Here is a 17,669-nt window from a genome sequence, read left to right as displayed (position 1 = left end):
TTTTACAGACCGGCTCAGAGAGTGGCGTTGAGCGCCTTGATCGGCATCTGCAGATCGTCGAGCAGTTCGAGGTCCGCCTCGGCCGGTCGCCCGAGCGTGGTCAGGTAATTGCCGACGATCACCGCGTTGATCCCGCCGAGGATGCCCTTCTTCGCCCCGAGGTCGCCCAGGGTGATCTCCCGCCCGCCCGCAAAGCGCAGCATCGTGCGCGGCAGCGCCAGCCGGAACGCGGCCACGGCCCTGAGCGCATCGGCCGCGGGCAGGACCTCCAGGTCGCCGAACGGGGTGCCGGGCCGCGGGTTGAGGAAGTTCAGCGGCACCTCGTGCGGGTCGAGTTCGGCGAGGTTGGCGGCGAACTCCGCGCGTTGCTCAAGCGTCTCGCCCATGCCGAGGATGCCGCCGCAGCACACCTCCATACCGGCCTCGCGGACCATCCGCAGGGTGTCCCAGCGTTCCTCCCAGGTGTGGGTGGTGACGACGTTGGTGAAGAACGACCGTGCGGTCTCGAGGTTGTGGTTGTAGCGGTGCACGCCCATGTCCGAGAGCCGCTCGACCTGTTCTTGGGTCAACATGCCGAGCGAGCACGCGATCTGGATGTCGACCTCGTTGCGGATCGCCTCGATGCCGGCGGCGACCTGGGACAGCAGTCGCTCGTCGGGTCCGCGCACGGCGGCGACGATGCAGAACTCGGTGGCGCCGGTCTTCGCGGTCTGCTTGGCAGCCTCCACCAGGCTCGGGATGTCCAGCCAGGCGCTGCGCACCGGAGACGTGAAAAGCCCTGACTGTGAACAGAAGTGGCAGTCCTCGGGGCAGCCGCCGGTCTTGAGGCTGATGATGCCTTCGACCTCGACGTCGGGTCCGCACCACTTCATCCGGACGTCGTGCGCGAGTTCCAGCAGCTCGTCGAGGCGGTCATCGGGCAACTGCAGCACCTGCAGCGTCTGATCCTGGTCGAGACCTTCACCGCGTTCGAGCACCTGCTCGCGCGCCACCGCCAGAATGTCGCTCACCTGGTCGTCCTCTCGTCACTTGAACGGTGTTCAGGTTAGGGTACTGGCGTGCAGCTTCACAAACGCGACGTGGTCGACGCGGCGACCGCCCTGCTGGACAGTTACGGCCTCGCCGATCTGACCATGCGACGGCTCGCGCGCGAGCTCGAGGTCTCCCCCGGCGCGCTGTACTGGCATTTCGCCAACAAGCAGGAATTGCTCGGTGCGGTCGCCGACCGCATTCTGAACGGTGTGGCGTCCGCGGCGGGGATCGTCGACGTGTGCAATCGGCTCAGGGATGCGCTGCTTTCGCACACCGACGGCGCCGAGTTGGTGTCGGCCAGCTTCGCCGCCGGACAGTCCGCTGCGATGGCACGCGTCCTGGCGCGACTGACCGATGCGGCGATCGACGCCGGCGTTGATCGGGAGCATGCCGAGTTGGCCGCCCGCACCGTCGTCTACTACGTCTTGGGCTTCACCGTCGACGAGCAGTCGCGCCTGCAGTGGGACGCCGCAGGCGCCGAGCTGCCCGACGAGCAATCGGCGCTGACCGACGACGCGACCGCCCGGTTCGGCTTCGGCGTCGCGTTACTCGTCAACGGCATTCGCGTCGCCGAGGTTGTCTCAAGTGGGACGCTTGCGGGCCTCGATAAGCGTCCGTGAGGAGTGCGCGACAAAGGGACCGTCCTGCTCGATCTGCCGATGGAGTTCGCGGAGCCGGTCGCGGTACCGCTCGACGGTGAAGTCCGGCACCATCCAGATCACCTTGCGTAGGAAGTACACGACCGCCCCGATATCGAAGAACTCCATCCGTAGCCGCTCCGTTTGGAGGTCCACAACCTCCAGACCCGCGGCCGCCGCTTCGGCGGCTTCGACATCGGGATGACGTTTCTTCGCCGCTTCCGGTTGGGGGCCGAGGAAGTACTCGATGAGTTCGAACGCGCTCGCGGGACCGACGTGCTGCGCGAAATAGACGCCCCCGGGCACCAGCACACGAGCGACCTCTGTCCACCACACGGTGGCTGGATGTCGACTCGTCACCAGATCGAACGAGTCGGAGGCGAACGGCAGCGGCGGCTCGTCGCGCGTCGCGACGACCACCACGCCACGCGGATGAAGCAGCCTGGTCGCTTTGGCGACATTCGGCGGCCATGACTCGGTGGCGGCCATGGTCTGCGGCAGGACGGCCGCCTCGGCGAGCAGCTCGCCGCCGCCGGTCTGGATGTCGAGCGCAGCGTTCGACTTGGCCAGCCGACGACTCATCAGGCGCTGATATCCCCACGACGGCCGTTGTTCAGTCGCCCGCCCGTCAAGCCAGGAGAAATCCCAGCCGGACACCGGCGCCGCTGCGGCTTCGGCGACAAGCTCCTCGAACGTCACGCGATCGGATGCTCCTGCTTCGTTTCGCCGTCCCAGCGGCGCAACCCGACGATGGAGCCCTTGATCTCGGCGGGCTTTCCCGCGATCCGCACCGCCCGGCCCATCTGCGCGGGCACCACCCGGCGCGCCAACGTCACGTGTGCCGTCCAGCCGTCCGGCGCCGCGTTGGCCATCGGTTCGGGATGCATGTGCGGCAGACAGAGCTTGTGCACCTCCGCATGCACCTCCAGCAACGCACCCGTCGGTACCACGAGGCGCGCGAGCACGGCCTTTGCGCGGCCGAAGAACAGCGGTGCGCCGATCCGGCACGGCATCGGAAACCGATCCGTCACCGACGAAAGCAACCCGTCCACCTCGGGGTCGATCCGCTGCGCGACGGTCAACGTGACGTGCGGGCGGCTCGCCGGCGCTTGACTCGGAATACCGTTCTCGCGCAGCTCGTCCCAGATGTGACGGATCGCCGCCTCGGTGTCCGGGTCGAAGACCAGCTCGACGGAATGCACCATTCGGCTACACCAGGCTTGCGATCCAGTCGGGGTCGAACGCCGAAGCGCTCATCGCCGCGAACTCCGCGGCCGTCATCGTCCCCGCACCTGCGGGCAGCACCGCGCGCACCGGCGCCAATCCGGCCAACGCGTCGCGGTTGCCCTGCTCGGCGACACCCGGATCCGACGGCCATGAACCGATCACCACGCCGGCGCATGAAAGTCCCTGCGCGTCAAGCGCTTCCAGCGTCAAGGCGGTGTGGTTCAGCGTGCCCAGGCCCGCCGCCACGACCACCAGCACCGGCGCGGCCAACTCGACGGCGAGGTCGCGCAGCGTCACTGCCTCGCCGATCTCGACGAGCAGCCCGCCGGCACCCTCGACCAACGTCAGCGGCGCGTTCACCGTCCGCACCGACGCCACCAGTTCGGCGCGCGTGGGTAACGCGAGTCCCGCCCGTTCGGCGGCCGCCCGCGGGGCCAGGGCTTCGGGATAGCGCCACCCACCGCGCAGGTCCGAGACGCCCGACAACCGGCCGACGTCGGCGAGGTCGTCGTCGCGCGGGCTTCCGGTCTGCACCGGTTTGCACACCGCGACGTCGATGCCGGCCAGCCGTGCACAGCACGCCAGCGCGGCGGTGGCGACCGTCTTACCGACGCCGGTGTCGGTGCCCGTGACGAAGAGCGTGCTCACCGGCGCGCGGTCGCCAGCACGTCACCGAGCACCTCACTCGCCACGCGCATTTCGTCGTCGGTCAGCGATGCCCGCGCCGTCAGCCGCAGCCTCGACGTGCCCGGTGGCACGGTCGGCGGCCGAAAACACCCAACGCGCACACCACGCTCCAGGCAGCCCACCGCCGCGCCGAAGGCCACCTCCGGCTCGCCGAGGATCACCGACACGACGGCCGACTCCGGCCGCTCGGGAACCGAGCAGATCGAGGCCAGCTCGGCGGCATGGTCGAGCACCGCCTGCGCGCGCCACGGCTCGGCGATCAGCACATCCAACGCCGCCCACGCCGCTCCGACCGCGGCGGGCGCCAGGCCGGTGTCGAAGATGAACGGCCGTGCAGCATCGATCAAATGATCGCGCACGGCCGCGGGACCCAGCACCACGCCGCCCTGGCTGCCCAGCGCCTTGGACAGGGTCGTGGTCATCACGATGTCGGGCGCCCCGGCCAGACCCAGTTCGTGCAGCAGGCCGCGGCCGCCGGCGCCCCGCACGCCGAGACCGTGGGCCTCGTCGACGAGCAGCAGCGCGCCGTGCCGTCGGCAGGCGTCGTGCAGCGCGCGCAGCGGGGCCAGGTCGCCGTCGGCGGAGAACACAGAATCCGTCAGCACGACGGCGCGCTTTTCATCCCGACCGGCCAGCGCTGCCTCCACCGCCGCGACGTCGCGGTGCGGGGTCACCGCGACGCGGGCCCGCGACAGCCGACACGCATCGACCAGGGAGGCGTGGGTGAGTGCGTCCGACACCAGCAGCGAGCCGGGGCCCGAAAGCGCCACCACCGCGCCCAGGTTCGCGGTGTAGCCCGACGAGAACACCAGTGCCGACTCGGCGCCGACGAAGTCCGCCAACGCCCGCTCGAAGCCCTCGTGAAGTTCGGTGTTGCCGGTGACGAGCCGACTTCCCGTCGACCCGGCGCCCCAGGTACGCAGTGCGCCGACACCACCGTCGATCACCGCCGGGTGCTGCGACAGGCCCAGGTAGTCGTTGGACGCTAGATCGAGTTCTGCGCCGACGGGTGGGCGCGCACGCAGGAACCGGCGCAGACCCGCCGTCCGCCGCTGGTGTTCGACGTCGTCGAGCCACGCCAACGGCGAAAGACCTGCGCGCGTCACCGGAGCTCCTCACGGACTTGAACGGTGTTCAGGTTAAGACACCGCCGCGCGCCTGCACAAATGCGGTTGCGGCACTCAGCCCTTCAACGGGTTGATCACATCCACCACCCGCGCGTGCGATCAACCCGTCAAGGCACGGGCGACCGCGACCATGCCAGAGCTGATCTGGTCGATCTCGGCGGGTGTGCAGATATACGGCGGCATCGCGTAGACGAGATTGCGGAACGGCCGCAGCCAGATGCCGTGCTCGAGCGCCGCGGGCGTGGCCACCCGCAGGTCCACCGGGCGCTCCATCTCGATCACCCCGATCGCGCCGAGCACCCGCACATCGGCCACGCCCGGCAGCGCCGCGGCACCCGACAGCCCGTCACGAAGACCTTGCGAAATTCGCCGCACCGACGACCGCCAGTCCTGCCCGAGCAGCACCTCGACCGAGGCCACGCCGACCGCGCACGCCAGCGCGTTGGCCATGAACGTCGGTCCGTGCATCAGCGCGCCGGGCTCGTGTGTGCTGATGGTGTCGGCGATCTCGCGCGAGCACAGGGTCGCGGCCAGCGTGATGTAGCCGCCGGTGAGCGCCTTGCCGACGCACATGATGTCCGGGCTGACGGCTGCGTGGTCGGCGGCGAAGAGTTCGCCGGTGCGGCCGAACCCGGTCGCGATCTCGTCGAAGATCAGCAGTACGTCGTGGCGGGAGCAGATGTCGCGCAGATCGGCGAGGTAACGCGGGTCGTGGAACCGCATCCCGCCCGCGCCCTGCACCACCGGCTCGACGATCACCGCGGCCAGTTCGTCGGCGTGGTCGGCCAACTGGTTCTCGAACGCCGAAACATAGGCGGCGTCGTAATCGCGCGGCACCGGCGGTGCGAACACCTGGCGGGCCAGCACTGAAGGTTCCTTGGTCCACAGCTCATGCATCCCGCCGTCCGGGTCGCACACGCTCATCGGGGTGAATGTGTCGCCGTGGTAGCCGCCGCGCCACGTCATCAGCCGGTGCTTGCCGCCCCTGCCCAGGCTGCGCCAGTACTGCAGCGCCATCTTGACGGCCACTTCCACCGAGACCGAGCCCGAATCGCTGAAGAACACGGTGTCCAGCCCCTCGGGGGTGACCTCGACGAGCAACTGCGCGAGCCGCGCGGCCGGTTCGTGCGTCAACCCGCCGAACATGACGTGATTCATGGTTTCGACTTGACCCGTGATCGCCGCGTCGAGCACGGGATGGCCGTGCCCGTGTATCGCGGTCCACCACGACGCCATCGCGTCGAGAACCTGCAGCTCGCGACCGTCGTGGTGCAGTGTCAGCCATGCCCCGCGAGCACCCACCGCGACCACCGGAGCCAGCGCTTCTGCGCCGATCGTGCTGTAGGGATGCCAGACGTGGGCGGCGTCGACCGCGCTGATCTCGGCGGGCGTCATGGCTGGCACCTTCGGTAGATTATCCGTCGACCATGATGACCCTCGCCCCTCCCCGGCCGGCGCCCGTCGCTTACCCGGGCCCCTCGTCGCGTGCCGGGAAAGCTTCGAGCGGTGCCCGCGCATCGTCGGCATACCGGCACGATCTCGACGGGCTGCGCGGCATCGCGATCGCGCTCGTCGCCGTCTTCCACGTGTGGTTCGGCCGCGTTTCCGGCGGAGTCGATGTGTTCCTTGCGCTGTCGGGGTTCTTCTTCGGGGGGCGACTGCTGCGCACCGCGATGACGCCGGGCGCCTCGCTGTGGCCCGTCCCGGAGGTGACCCGGCTGATCCGCCGGCTGTTGCCCGCGTTGGTGGTGGTGCTGGCGGCTTCGGCGGTGCTGACCATCCTGATCCAGCCGCAGACCCGCTGGGAGACGTTCGCGGATCAGAGCCTGGCCAGCCTCGGCTACTTCCAAAACTGGGAGCTGGCCAACTCCGCATCGAATTATCTGCGGGCAGGTGAGGCGGTCAGCCCGCTGCAGCACATCTGGTCGATGTCGGTGCAGGGCCAGTTCTACATCGCATTTCTCGCCCTGATCTTCCTGTCCGCCTTGCTGTTTCGGCGGGTCTTTCGTCGGCACATGCGGCCGGCATTCCTGACGTTGCTCGGCGTGCTGACCGTGGCGTCGTTCGTCTACGCGATCTTCGCGCACAACGCCGACCAGGCCACCGCGTACTACAACAGCTTCGCCAGAGCCTGGGAGTTGCTGCTCGGCGCCCTGGTCGGCGCGCTCGTATCGCACCTGCGCTGGCCGATGTGGCTGCGGACGACGGCCGCGGTCGTCGCGCTGGCGGCGATCCTGGCGTGCGGCGCGTTGATCGACGGCGTCAAGGAGTTCCCCGGCCCGTGGACGCTGGTTCCGGTCGGCGCCACCATGCTGTTCATCCTGTCCGCGGCGAACCGGGTGGCCGATCCGCACACCGCGGGGCGGATGCCGCTACCCAACCGCCTGCTGGCGACGGCGCCGTTCGTGTCGCTGGGCGCGATGGCGTACTCGCTGTACCTCTGGCACTGGCCGCTGCTGATCTTCTGGCTGTCCTACAGCGGACACAGCCGCGCGACCTTCGTCGAGGGCGCGGTGGTGCTGCTGGTTTCCGGAATGTTGGCGTGGCTCACCACCAAGTACGTCGAGAACCCGCTGCGATACCGGTCCACGGCAGCTTCACCCGCCGTTGCGCAGTCGAGGAGCCGGCGTCGCAGGCCGACGGTGGTGCTGGGCTCCGTGGTCGCGTTGTTGGGTGTGGCGCTGACCGTGACATCGTTCAGCTGGCGCGAGCATGTGCTCATCCAGCGCACGAACGGCGAAGAGCTCCTTGGCCTTTCGGCAGAGGATTATCCGGGCGCCGCGGCGCTGCTGGCGAAGGCGAAGGTGCCGAAACTGCCGATGCGCCCGACGGTGCTCGAGGCCAAGAACGACCTGCCGCAGACCACCGAAGACGGTTGCATCAGCGACTTCGACAACGTAAACGTGATCAACTGCGCATACGGCGACAAGAACGCCAGGCGCACAATTGCACTGGCGGGCGGTTCGCACGCCGAGCACTGGATCACCGCGCTGGACCTCCTGGGCAAGAGGCATCACTTCAAGGTGGTCACCTATCTGAAGATGGGGTGCCCGCTGACGACGGAGAAGGTTCCGCTGGTGATGGGCGACAACCGTCCCTACCCCAAGTGCCATGAGTGGAACGAGCGCGTGATGGCCGAGCTGGTCGCCGACCGGCCCGACTACGTCTTCACCACCTCGACACGGCCGTGGAACATCAGAGCCGGCGATGTGATGCCGGGCACGTATATCGGCATCTGGCAGGAGTTGTCCGACAACAACATTCCGATCCTCGCCATGCGCGACACGCCGTGGCTGGTTCGCAACGGCGAGCCGTTCTTCGCCGCCGACTGTCTTGCCGACGGTGGCGACGCCATCTCCTGCGGAACAAAACGATCCGACGTACTGTCGGAGCACAATCCCACACTCGATTTCGTCGAGCGGTTCCCGTTGCTCAAGCCACTCGACATGAGTAATGCGGTGTGCCGCAAGGACATCTGCCGGGCGGTGGAGGGAAACGTGTTGCTGTACCACGACGCTCACCACATCTCGAAGACGTACATGCGCACAATGGCCCCGGAGCTGGGCCGCCAGATCGCCGCCGTCACCGGTTGGTGGGCTGGCTGATGACCTCCGGCGAGCCGGCGTCCCGCCGACGAGGAGCACGAGGGGGTTCGGTGCCTACCGTCTGGCCGGGAACCTCCTATCCCCTCGGCGCCACCTACGACGGCGCGGGCACCAACTTCTCGCTCTTCTCCGAGGTCGCCGACCGGGTGGAGCTGTGCCTCATCGGTAAGGACGGCCGCGAGGAGCGGGTCAACCTCGAGGAGGTCGACGGCTACGTCTGGCACTGCTATCTGCCGACGGTCACGCCCGGCCAACGCTACGGCTTTCGCGTGCACGGCCCATGGCACCCGGCGGCCGGTCACCGATGCGATTCGAGCAAGCTGCTGCTCGACCCGTACGGCAAGTCATTCCACGGCGACTTCGATTTCTCCCAGGCGCTGTTCTCCTACGACCTGAACGCCGACGATCTCGCCTCGGGCGGCACCCCACCACGCATCGACTCGCTGGGCCACACCATGACCAGCGTCGTCATCAATCCGTACTTCGACTGGGCGTCCGACCGCCCGCCGCGTACGCCGTACCACGAGACGGTCATCTACGAGGCCCACGTCAAAGGCATGACACAGCGGCACCCGGGCATTCCCGAGGAGCTGCGCGGCACCTACGCGGGACTCGGACACCCGGCGATCATCGACCACCTCAAGTCGTTGAACGTGACGGCGATCGAGTTGATGCCGGTGCACCAGTTTCTGCACGATCACCGGTTGGTCGACCTCGGACTGCGAAATTACTGGGGCTACAACACTTTCGGCTTCTTCGCGCCGCACTACGAATACGCGGCCACCAAGAACGCGGGTGGTGCGGTCGCCGAGTTCAAGACCATGGTCAGGTCGTTCCACGAGGCCGGGATCGAGGTCATCCTCGACGTGGTCTACAACCACACCGCCGAGGGCAACCACCTCGGCCCGACGCTGAATTTCCGCGGCATCGACAACGCCGCGTACTACCGGCTGCTGGACGGCGACCTACGCCTGTACAAGGACTTCACCGGCACCGGCAACAGCCTCAACGCCCGCCACCCGCACACCCTGCAACTCATCATGGACTCGCTGCGTTACTGGGTGACCGAGATGCACGTCGACGGGTTCCGCTTCGATTTGGCGGCCACGCTGGCCCGCGAGTTCTACGACGTCGACCGCTTGAGTGCGTTTTTCGACCTGGTGCAACAGGATCCAGTCGTCAGCCAGGTGAAGCTGATCGCCGAACCGTGGGACGTCGGCGAAGGCGGTTACCAGGTCGGCAACTTCCCAGGTTTGTGGACGGAGTGGAACGGGAAGTACCGCGACACTGTGCGTGACTACTGGCGGGGAGAGCCCGCAACCCTGGGCGAGTTCGCATCGCGGCTGACCGGTTCCTCCGACCTCTACGAAGCGACGGGTCGCCGGCCATCGGCGAGCATCAACTTCGTCACATGCCACGACGGCTTCACGCTGAATGACCTGGTGTCCTACAACGAGAAGCACAACGAGGCCAACGGCGAGGACAACCGCGACGGCGAGAGCCACAACCGGTCGTGGAACTGCGGTGTCGAGGGGCCCACCGACGATCCGGACATTCTCGCGCTGCGCGGCAAGCAGATGCGCAACATCATGGGCACCCTGATGGTGTCGCAGGGCACGCCGATGATCTCGCACGGCGACGAGATCGGCCGCAGCCAGCGGGGTAACAACAACGTCTACTGCCAGGACTCCGAGATCTCCTGGGTGGACTGGTCCTTGTGCGAGACGAACGCCGACCTGCTCGAGTTCACCCGCAAGGTCACCAAGTTGCGCAGGGAACATCCGGTGTTCCGCAGGCGACGGTTCTTCGAGGGTAAACCGATCCGCAGCGGTGACCAGGTCCGCGACATCGCCTGGCTGACCCCGGCCGGCGAGGAGATGACGCTCGAGGACTGGGGCACCGGTCTGGGCAAGTGTGTCGCGGTGTTCTTGAACGGCGACGCCATCTCGGCCCCGAACGAACGCGGTGAACGGGTCGTCGACGACTCGTTCCTGTTGTGCTTCAACGCCCACGACCAGCCGCAGGACTTCATCACCCCGACGAGCAGCTACGCCAACGAGTGGACCGCGGCGCTGGACACCGCCGACGACACGGGATTCACCGACTTGGTCGCGAAGGCCGGCGAGAAGATCGCGCTGCCCCCGCGCTCGCTGCTGGTGATGCGTAAGACGGCGTGAGTTTCTCGATCATGCCGGTAACGTCGACATACCGCCTCCAAATGCGCGGTGACGCCTTTACTTTCGCCGACGCCGAGAACTTGCTCGACTACTTTTCGGCGCTGGGAGTGTCGCACCTGTACCTGTCGCCGATCCTCACCGCCGCAACGGGCTCCACGCACGGCTACGACGTCACCGACCCGACCACGGTGTCCGCCGAACTCGGTGGCGCAGAAGGGTTTTCGCGGTTGTCGCGAGCGGCTCGGGATCGAGACATCGGCTTGATCATTGACATCGTGCCCAACCACGTGGGGGTGGAGAAACCGCGACAGAACCCGTGGTGGTGGGACGTGCTCAAGCACGGCCGGGATTCGTCGTTCTCCTCCTTCTTCGACATCGACTGGGATCTCGATGGTGGGCGCGTCGTACTGCCTGTGCTGGGCTCCGACGACGACGCAAGCGATCTCGTGGTCGACGACAGCGGCGACGAACCGGTGCTGCGCCTCGGCGACCTCGTCTATCCGATCGCCCCGGGCACCGGTGGCGGCACCGGCCCGCAGGTGCACGACCGCCAGCATTACCACCTGGTCGGCTGGCGCGCCGGGGCGAGCGAAGCGACGGGGGGATTGTCCGGGATCTGCGGCTACCGCCGGTTCTTCTCGATCACATCGCTGGCCGGCCTGCGCCAGGAGGACCGTGCCGTCTTCGACGCCACCCACGCCGAGGTGAAGCGCTGGCTCGACGAGGGGCTGGTCGACGGGATCCGCATCGACCACCCCGACGGCCTGTCGAACCCGGCCGGCTATCTCGCGTGGCTGCGTGAGCTCACCGGGCCGGATGCCTGGATCGTGATCGAGAAGATCCTCGCCGCCGACGAGCCGCTGGAACCGACCCTTCCCGTCGACGGCACCACCGGATATGACGCGATGCGGGAGATCGGCGGAGTGTTCGTCGATCCTGCGGGCGAGCAAGCCCTGACCGACCTGTTCGACTCCACCGGTGTGTCGTACCGCGCGATGCCGGACCTGGCGCGAACCCTCAAGGCCCATGCGGTGACCGACACCCTGCGCAGTGAGCTGGCCCGGCTGCGCCGCACCATCGTCGGCGCCACCGACACCGACCACGACGATCTGCCGACCGCGATTGCGGCACTGCTCAGCCGCATCGCGGTCTACCGATCCGACTACCGGTCGTTGTCCGGTGTGCTGCCCTGTGCGCTCGCCGAAACGGCTTCGGCGGAACCGGATCTGGCACGGCCGCTGGCGGTGATCGCGGCTGCGCTGGCGGTGAGCGCGGAAACCGAGGTGCGTTTGCAGCAGCTGTGCGGCGCGGGGACGGCGAAATCGATGGAGGACTGCCTGTTCTACCGTGACGCGCGGCTCGTCTCGCTCAACGAGGTGGGTGCCGAACCGCACCGCTTCGGCGTCAGCGTCGCGGAGTTCCACCAGCGAGCCGCGGTGCGCGCCCGGATGTGGCCGACCGCCATGGTCGCGCTGACCACCCACGACACCAAGCGCGGCGAGGACGTGCGCGCGCGCATCGGGCTGCTCTCGCAGGTGCCGTCGCTGTGGGCGGAGCTCATCGGCAAGTGGACCTTGACCGCCCCGCCGCCGGACGCGGGCACCGGGCTTTTCCTGTGGCAGAACATTTTCGGCGTGTGGCCCGTCGATGGTGAAATCACCGACGAGCTACGCCGGCGGATACATGCGTACGCCGAGAAGGCGATCCGTGAGGCCGCGGTGCACACCACCTGGAACGACCCGGACGACGACTTCGAGACAGCGGTGCATGCATGGCTCGACGCCGTGCTCGACGGCCCCGTCGCCGCCGAGATGACGTCGCTGGTGGCCCGGCTGGACCTGCATGCCCGTAGTGACGCGCTCGGCCAGAAGCTGCTGGCGCTCACCGTGCCCGGTGTTCCCGACATCTATCAGGGCACCGAACTGTGGGAGGACAGCCTCGTCGATCCGGACAACCGCCGGCCCGTCGACTACGCGGCACGCCGTGATGCGCTGAGCGCGATGCGCCATCCGAAGCTGCGGGTCGTTGCGGCGGCGCTTGCGGTGCGACGGGACCGGCCGACCACCTTCTGCGGTGGCGGCTACACCCCGATGCTGGCCGACGGCGCCGCGGCCGAGCATCTCTTGGCGTTCCGGCGCGGTGATGAGGTGCTGACCGCGGTCACCCGGCATTCGGTTCGGCTGTCCGAAACCGGTTGGAGCGACACCTCGTTGGCCTTGCCGCCGGGTGAGTGGACCGACCGGATCAGCGGCCGTCGGCACAGCGGCCGAGTACAGGCCGCGGAGTTGTTCATCGAGCTACCGGTCGCACTGCTGGAGCGCGCCGATGGCTGAGTTCAGTGTGTGGGCGCCGCTGCCGCAGCGGGTACGGCTGGACGTCGATGGAACACTGCACGACATGGCCCGCTCCGGCGGCGGGTGGTGGCGCGCCGCGGTCGACGCCAAGCCCGACGCGCGCTACGGCTTCGTGCTCGACCAGCTTGATGTCCAGGACCCGACCGTGCTTCCCGATCCCCGCTCGCCGCGCCAGCCCGACGGCGTGCACGCCCGATCCCAACTGTGGCAGCCGGCGCCCGACGCGTGGACCGACGACGAGTGGCCGGGCCGCTCGATCGAGGGCCAGGTGATCTACGAACTACACATCGGCACCTTCACGCCGGAGGGAACGTTCGACTCCGCGATCGAAAAGCTGGACTACCTGGTCGATCTCGGCGTCGACTTCGTCGAGCTGATGCCGGTGAACGCGTTCGGCGGCACCCACGGCTGGGGTTACGACGGGGTGCTCTGGTATGCGGTGCACGAACCCTACGGCGGGCCCGACGCACTGGTACGGCTGGTCAACGCCTGCCATCGGCGCGGGCTTGGCGTTCTGATCGACGCGGTGTTCAACCACCTGGGCCCGTCGGGCAACTATCTGCCGCGGTTTGGGCCGTACCTGTCCTCGGGCAGCAATCCGTGGGGAGAATCCATCAACATCGCCGACGCCGGCGCCGACGAGGTGCGGCGTTACATCATCGACTGCGCGCTGCGTTGGATGCGCGACTTCCACGCCGACGGCCTGCGTCTGGACGCGGTGCACGCGCTCGTGGACACGACGGCGATTCACATCCTCGAAGAGCTGTCGGCCGAAACCGATGCTCTCGCAGCAAAGTTGGGCCGACCGCTGTCGCTGATCGCCGAGAGCGACCTCAATGATCCGCGGCTCATCACGCCGCGCGATCAAGGGGGCCTCGGAATGACCGCGCAGTGGGACGACGACATCCACCACGCGATCCACTCCGCGGTCTCGGGTGAACGGCAGGGCTACTACCACGATTTCGGCACGCTGGAGGCGCTGGCCACCACGCTGAAACACGGCTACTACCACGCGGGCACGTACTCGTCGTTCCGGCACCGCAGGCACGGCCGACCGCTGGACACCGCCACGATTCCGGCCACCCGTCTGCTGGCCTACACCCTCACCCACGACCAGGTGGGCAACCGTGCGACGGGCGACCGCCCTTCGCAGAACCTGACGTCCGGCCAATTGGCCGTCAAGGCGGCGCTGGCACTCGGATCACCCTATACAGCAATGCTTTTCATGGGCGAGGAGTGGGGCTCGTCGTCGCCGTTCCAGTTCTTCAGCTCACATCCGGAACCGGAACTGGCACGGGCCACCGCCGAAGGCCGCAAGCGCGAGTTCGCCGAGCACGGCTGGGATGCCGACGAGATCCCCGACCCGCAGGACCCCGAAACGTTTCTGCGCTCGAAGCTGAATTGGGATGAAATCGACGACGGTGACCACGCTCGGCTGCGGCGGGTGTACCGCGAGCTGATCGCGTTGCGGCACAATGAGATCGATTTTGCCGACCCCTGGTTGGAGAACCTGCGGGTCGACTACGACGAAGACGCACGCTGGATCGTGATGCACCGCGGCGCGCATGCCATTGCCTGCAACCTGGGCGCCGGGTCCGTCGACGTTCCCGTCACCGGCGAGGTGGTGTTGGCCTGGGGTGATCCCGCGGTCGAGGCCGAAAGCACACGGCTCGAGGGCCATTCGTTCGCCGTCGTCAAGTCCTCATCCACAGCCGCGGCGCCTGTGGATAACTGATCAGCCCAAAACCTGTGTTTCGCGTACTGTCGACGCGATCCACCTCGCGGCCGCGCTGACGACACCCGAACTACGCGCGCTCGTCACCTACAACCGGCGGCTGGCCGACGCCGCCAGCCGACTGGGCGTCGCCGTCGCCTCGCCCCCCACTCAGAGCAGGTAGCGGTAGGCCGGCGAGTCCGGCTCCAGCGCCTCGACGTGGATCTCCGAGGCGTGCATCCGCTCGAGCAGCCCCTCGAAGTCCGCAGCCGACCCGAGCTCGATACCGACCAGCGCCTCTCCGGTCTCGCGGTTGTTGCGCTTGACGTACTCGAACAATGTGATGTCGTCGTTCGGGCCGAGAACCTGGTCCAGGAAGCGGCGCAGCGCCCCGGGCTCCTGCGGGAAGTCCACGAGGAAGTAGTGCTTGAGTCCGAGGTGCACCAGCGAGCGTTCGAGCACCTCGCCGTACCGCGACACGTCGTTGTTGCCGCCCGAGATCACGCACACCACAGTCGAATCCGGCTCGATGTCGGTCTCCATCAACGCCGCCACCGACAACGCGCCCGCGGGCTCGGCGATGATGCCCTCGTTCTGGTACAGATCGAGCATTGCCGTGCACACCGCGCCCTCGTCAACCGTGGTCATCGAGACCATGTCGCCCGCCGCCGCCAGCGCCGCGTACGGCAGCGCCCCGGCACGGTTCACCGCCGCGCCGTCGACGAACTGATCGACATGATCCAACGTGACGGGTTCGCCGGCGGCCAGCGCCGCGATCATCGCCGCCGCGCCCGCCGGTTCCACGCCGAGCACGGAGGTGCGACTCGTCCGCTCGGCCAGATAAGCGGTGATACCCGAGATGCATCCGCCGCCGCCGACCGGAACGACCACCAGATCCGGCTCCCCGTCGAGTTGGTCGAGGATCTCGGCGGCGATCGTCCCCTGACCGGCCATCGTGCGCACGTCGTCGTAGGGCGGCACCAACGTCGCACCTGTGCGGGCGACGTCCGCCAACGCGGCGGCCGCGGCCTCGTCGTACGTCCTGCCGACGACGATCAACTCGATGAACTCGCGGCCGTGGAACCGAATGCGGTCGAGCTTCTGCTTCGGCGTCTTGCGGGGCACATACACGCGGCCGCGGACAGCCATGGACCGACAGGCCATCGCGAAGCCCTGCGCGTGGTTACCAGCCGACGAGCACACCACGCCGGCGGCCAGTTCATCGGCGGACAACTGCATCAACAGGTTGTGCGCGCCGCGCAACTTGTACGACCGCACCGGCTGCAGATCCTCGCGCTTCAGATACACGGTCGCACCGGTGGCGTCCGAGAGCCGGTCGCTGATCTGCAGTGGGCTGCGCAGCACCACGCCCGAAATTCGCTGAGCAGCCTCATCGACGTCGGTCGCGGACAGCGGCGACATTCTCCGGCTCTGGCTCAGTTCAGCGGACACCGGTCAATGGTGCCACCAACCTGCGGTTTTCAGTTAATCGGGGTCAGCACGAACACCGGAATCTGGCGTTCGGTCTTCTGCTGATACTCGGCGTAGTCGGGCCAGGCGTCGACGGCACGCTCCCACCAGAGCGCCTTCTCGTCACCGGTGACCTCGCGCGCTTCGTATTCCCTGGTCACCGCGCCGTCCTGCAACTCCACGCGAGGATGAGCCTTGATGTTGTGGTACCAGACCGGGTTTTTCGGAGCACCACCCAGCGACGCCACCACCGCGTACTGGCCGTCGTGTTCGACACGCATCAACGGCGTCTTGCGGATCTTGCCCGTCTTCGCCCCGATCGTGGTCAGCAGGATGATGGGTTTGCCCTTCATCTCTACGCCGTCGGTGCTGCCCGACTCCATGATCGTGTCGGCGTGGTCGCGCACCCAATCCCACGGGCTCGGTTCATAATCTCCGGAAAGCGGCATCTCACCAGCTTAGACCGGCTGAAAATCCGGTGGCCTGATCCAGTGTTTCGGTTGGCCGAAACATTGATTACGAGCTATCGTGGTTCCATGACTACCGCCGGTGACTTCCGCTCCACGGCCGCCCGCGCCGGGAGCGAGGTGAACGTTGCCGGAGTGCCGTGGCCGGCGTACAAACTCATCGCCCTCGTGCTGGGCGCGGCGGTGGCGCTGGTGGTCGGTGTGGCGACCACTACCGCGGCCACCGCAGTGCTCGCAGGCGCGGCGGTCGGCACGGTCACCTGGCTGGTGTTCAGCGCGCTCTGCTCCAGCCGGCTCTAATCTTCGACCAACTTCCTCAGCGTCGCCAGATCTGCGGCCACCGCCGAGACGTCGGCGTCGAATTCCTCGTCGGTCATCCCCGGACGGCGGCGCACAGTGAACACCACCTCGCAGCGAGGTCCGTCCGCGTCCGTCGGGACACCGCCGGGTTGCACCCGCATCGGGTTGTAGACCGCTTCCCCGGTCGGCAGGTGTACGACGTGGTCGAGCACGCCGAACTCGTTCGGCGGGGCGAACTCCACGGTCACCTCACCCATCGGCGAGTCGGCCACCCAGCCCTGCGCCGTCTGGCGAAGGCCGCCCTCTGCGAGTCCCGCAGCCCACCGCGGCCACGTCCGAGGGTCCGCGGCGAACTCGTAGACCGCTTCCGGCGTGCCGTTGATCCAAATACTTACGTGTCGCGACTCCATATGTTCACGGTCGATTATGCGCCGACTGTTGGATCAATGCACACTTTTCTTCCCTCGGCGTGAAACAAGCCCACACTCGACGGCAAAACAAGAATCCGGTCAGCTGCACTTCACCCCGACATGCACAGTGGGCGGGTGCTGTTGAAAGGGGTTACCAATCTGGGGGTTGCCCCCCATCGTCCTGCCCCGGGGCGTCGGCGGCTGAGGCGTACGCACCGTCTGGACAGAGGTGACGGAGCAATCTTGCCCGGCGCCAACCTTGTTGACGACGACCCTGTTGCCCTCGGCTTGCAGCCTGGCGATGGTGTCATTCGCCGACGGCCCGGTTGGCGCGGCGACGGCCGACCCGCTTCCCACGGCCAATGCCGCTGCCATCCCGGCGGCCGTGACAGCCGACGCAATCGAAATCCGAATGATGTTCACTTTCAGCCCTCCGACTTAATCAAGAATTCACCGACAAT

15 protein-coding genes are annotated in these 17,669 nt (G+C 67.5%); 6 read left to right on the top strand and 9 right to left on the bottom strand.

The window, feature by feature from the left end:
* Positions 1 to 14 precede the first annotated feature (14 nt).
* Positions 15 to 1,010, bottom strand: coding sequence for a biotin synthase BioB (bioB, locus tag AU188_RS09165; protein ID WP_059163422.1), 996 nt, complete (start codon positions 1,008 to 1,010; stop codon positions 15 to 17).
* 48 nt (positions 1,011 to 1,058) lie between these two features.
* Here bioB and AU188_RS09160 point away from each other — a divergent pair, with 48 nt between their 5' ends.
* Positions 1,059 to 1,652 carry a TetR family transcriptional regulator gene (locus AU188_RS09160; protein WP_059163421.1) on the top strand — a complete coding sequence of 198 codons (594 nt, stop codon included), beginning with the start codon at positions 1,059 to 1,061 and terminating at the stop codon, positions 1,650 to 1,652.
* Here the strand turns inward: AU188_RS09160 and AU188_RS09155 are convergent.
* The 5 genes from AU188_RS09155 to AU188_RS09135 form a co-directional block, all read right to left on the bottom strand.
* On the bottom strand, positions 1,614 to 2,369 hold the full coding sequence (locus tag AU188_RS09155) for a methyltransferase domain-containing protein (protein WP_059163420.1): 756 nt from the start codon (positions 2,367 to 2,369) through the stop codon (positions 1,614 to 1,616). The two genes, AU188_RS09160 and AU188_RS09155, sit on opposite strands and share 39 nt — an antisense overlap.
* Positions 2,366 to 2,875: a 2'-5' RNA ligase family protein gene (locus tag AU188_RS09150; RefSeq protein WP_059163419.1), complete on the bottom strand. Its 510-nt coding sequence runs from the start codon at positions 2,873 to 2,875 to the stop codon at positions 2,366 to 2,368. Before AU188_RS09150 ends, AU188_RS09155 begins: the two co-directional genes overlap by 4 nt.
* A gap of 4 nt (positions 2,876 to 2,879) precedes the next feature.
* Positions 2,880 to 3,545, bottom strand: coding sequence for a dethiobiotin synthase (bioD, locus tag AU188_RS09145; RefSeq protein WP_059163418.1), 666 nt, complete (start codon positions 3,543 to 3,545; stop codon positions 2,880 to 2,882).
* Complete coding sequence (locus tag AU188_RS09140) at positions 3,542 to 4,690, bottom strand: 8-amino-7-oxononanoate synthase (protein ID WP_059163417.1); 1,149 nt, start codon at positions 4,688 to 4,690, stop codon at positions 3,542 to 3,544. Before AU188_RS09140 ends, bioD begins: the two co-directional genes overlap by 4 nt.
* Positions 4,691 to 4,810: 120 nt before the next feature.
* Positions 4,811 to 6,106 carry an adenosylmethionine--8-amino-7-oxononanoate transaminase gene (locus AU188_RS09135; RefSeq protein ID WP_172799446.1) on the bottom strand — a complete coding sequence of 432 codons (1,296 nt, stop codon included), beginning with the start codon at positions 6,104 to 6,106 and terminating at the stop codon, positions 4,811 to 4,813.
* Positions 6,107 to 6,138: 32 nt separating this feature from the next.
* Between AU188_RS09135 and sucT the strand changes: the two genes are divergently transcribed.
* The 4 genes from sucT to treZ are packed head-to-tail and all read left to right on the top strand — an operon-like array spanning position 6,139 to position 14,582.
* Positions 6,139 to 8,316, top strand: coding sequence for an acetyltransferase SucT (gene sucT, locus AU188_RS09130; protein WP_059163415.1), 2,178 nt, complete (start codon positions 6,139 to 6,141; stop codon positions 8,314 to 8,316).
* Positions 8,316 to 10,493, top strand: coding sequence for a glycogen debranching protein GlgX (gene glgX, locus AU188_RS09125; protein WP_059163452.1), 2,178 nt, complete (start codon positions 8,316 to 8,318; stop codon positions 10,491 to 10,493). Before sucT ends, glgX begins: the two co-directional genes overlap by 1 nt.
* Before the next feature lie 11 nt (positions 10,494 to 10,504).
* A complete protein-coding gene (treY, locus tag AU188_RS09120) occupies positions 10,505 to 12,826 on the top strand; it encodes a malto-oligosyltrehalose synthase (protein ID WP_059163451.1) in 2,322 nt (773 codons plus the stop codon).
* Positions 12,819 to 14,582 (top strand): malto-oligosyltrehalose trehalohydrolase, encoded by a 1,764-nt coding sequence (treZ, locus tag AU188_RS09115; RefSeq protein WP_059163414.1) that lies wholly within the window; start codon positions 12,819 to 12,821, stop codon positions 14,580 to 14,582. Before treY ends, treZ begins: the two co-directional genes overlap by 8 nt.
* Positions 14,583 to 14,732: 150 nt before the next feature.
* On the opposite strand, the gene ilvA is transcribed toward treZ, so the two are convergent.
* Positions 14,733 to 16,013, bottom strand: a complete 1,281-nt coding sequence (gene ilvA, locus AU188_RS09110) for a threonine ammonia-lyase IlvA (protein WP_059163413.1) — start codon at positions 16,011 to 16,013, stop codon at positions 14,733 to 14,735.
* 29 nt (positions 16,014 to 16,042) lie between these two features.
* Positions 16,043 to 16,480 carry a nitroreductase family deazaflavin-dependent oxidoreductase gene (locus AU188_RS09105; protein WP_059163412.1) on the bottom strand — a complete coding sequence of 146 codons (438 nt, stop codon included), beginning with the start codon at positions 16,478 to 16,480 and terminating at the stop codon, positions 16,043 to 16,045.
* A gap of 87 nt (positions 16,481 to 16,567) precedes the next feature.
* On the opposite strand from AU188_RS09105, the gene AU188_RS09100 reads away from it, so the two are divergent.
* A complete protein-coding gene (locus tag AU188_RS09100; RefSeq protein ID WP_059163411.1) occupies positions 16,568 to 16,798 on the top strand; it encodes a hypothetical protein in 231 nt (76 codons plus the stop codon).
* Here the strand turns inward: AU188_RS09100 and AU188_RS09095 are convergent.
* On the bottom strand, positions 16,795 to 17,208 hold the full coding sequence (locus tag AU188_RS09095) for an SRPBCC family protein (protein ID WP_059163410.1): 414 nt from the start codon (positions 17,206 to 17,208) through the stop codon (positions 16,795 to 16,797). The genes AU188_RS09100 and AU188_RS09095 overlap by 4 nt on opposite strands.
* Positions 17,209 to 17,669: the final 461 nt, after the last annotated feature.

Source organism: Mycobacterium sp. IS-3022, assembly GCF_001500065.1.
Taxonomy (GTDB): Bacteria; Actinomycetota; Actinomycetes; order Mycobacteriales; family Mycobacteriaceae; genus Mycobacterium.
Note: the sequence above shows the minus strand (reverse complement) of the source record. Positions and strands in the feature narration are given on the sequence as shown.

Coding starts and splice junctions, on each gene's coding strand:
- AU188_RS09150 (WP_059163419.1), bottom strand. CDS start 2,875: ATGGTGCATTCCGTCGAGCTGGTCTTCGACCCGGACACCGAGGCGGCG.
- AU188_RS09135 (WP_172799446.1), bottom strand. CDS start 6,106: ATGACGCCCGCCGAGATCAGCGCGGTCGACGCCGCCCACGTCTGGCAT.
- sucT (WP_059163415.1), top strand. CDS start 6,139: ATGATGACCCTCGCCCCTCCCCGGCCGGCGCCCGTCGCTTACCCGGGC.
- glgX (WP_059163452.1), top strand. CDS start 8,316: ATGACCTCCGGCGAGCCGGCGTCCCGCCGACGAGGAGCACGAGGGGGT.
- treY (WP_059163451.1), top strand. CDS start 10,505: ATGCCGGTAACGTCGACATACCGCCTCCAAATGCGCGGTGACGCCTTT.
- treZ (WP_059163414.1), top strand. CDS start 12,819: ATGGCTGAGTTCAGTGTGTGGGCGCCGCTGCCGCAGCGGGTACGGCTG.
- AU188_RS09105 (WP_059163412.1), bottom strand. CDS start 16,480: ATGCCGCTTTCCGGAGATTATGAACCGAGCCCGTGGGATTGGGTGCGC.
- AU188_RS09100 (WP_059163411.1), top strand. CDS start 16,568: ATGACTACCGCCGGTGACTTCCGCTCCACGGCCGCCCGCGCCGGGAGC.
- AU188_RS09095 (WP_059163410.1), bottom strand. CDS start 17,208: ATGGAGTCGCGACACGTAAGTATTTGGATCAACGGCACGCCGGAAGCG.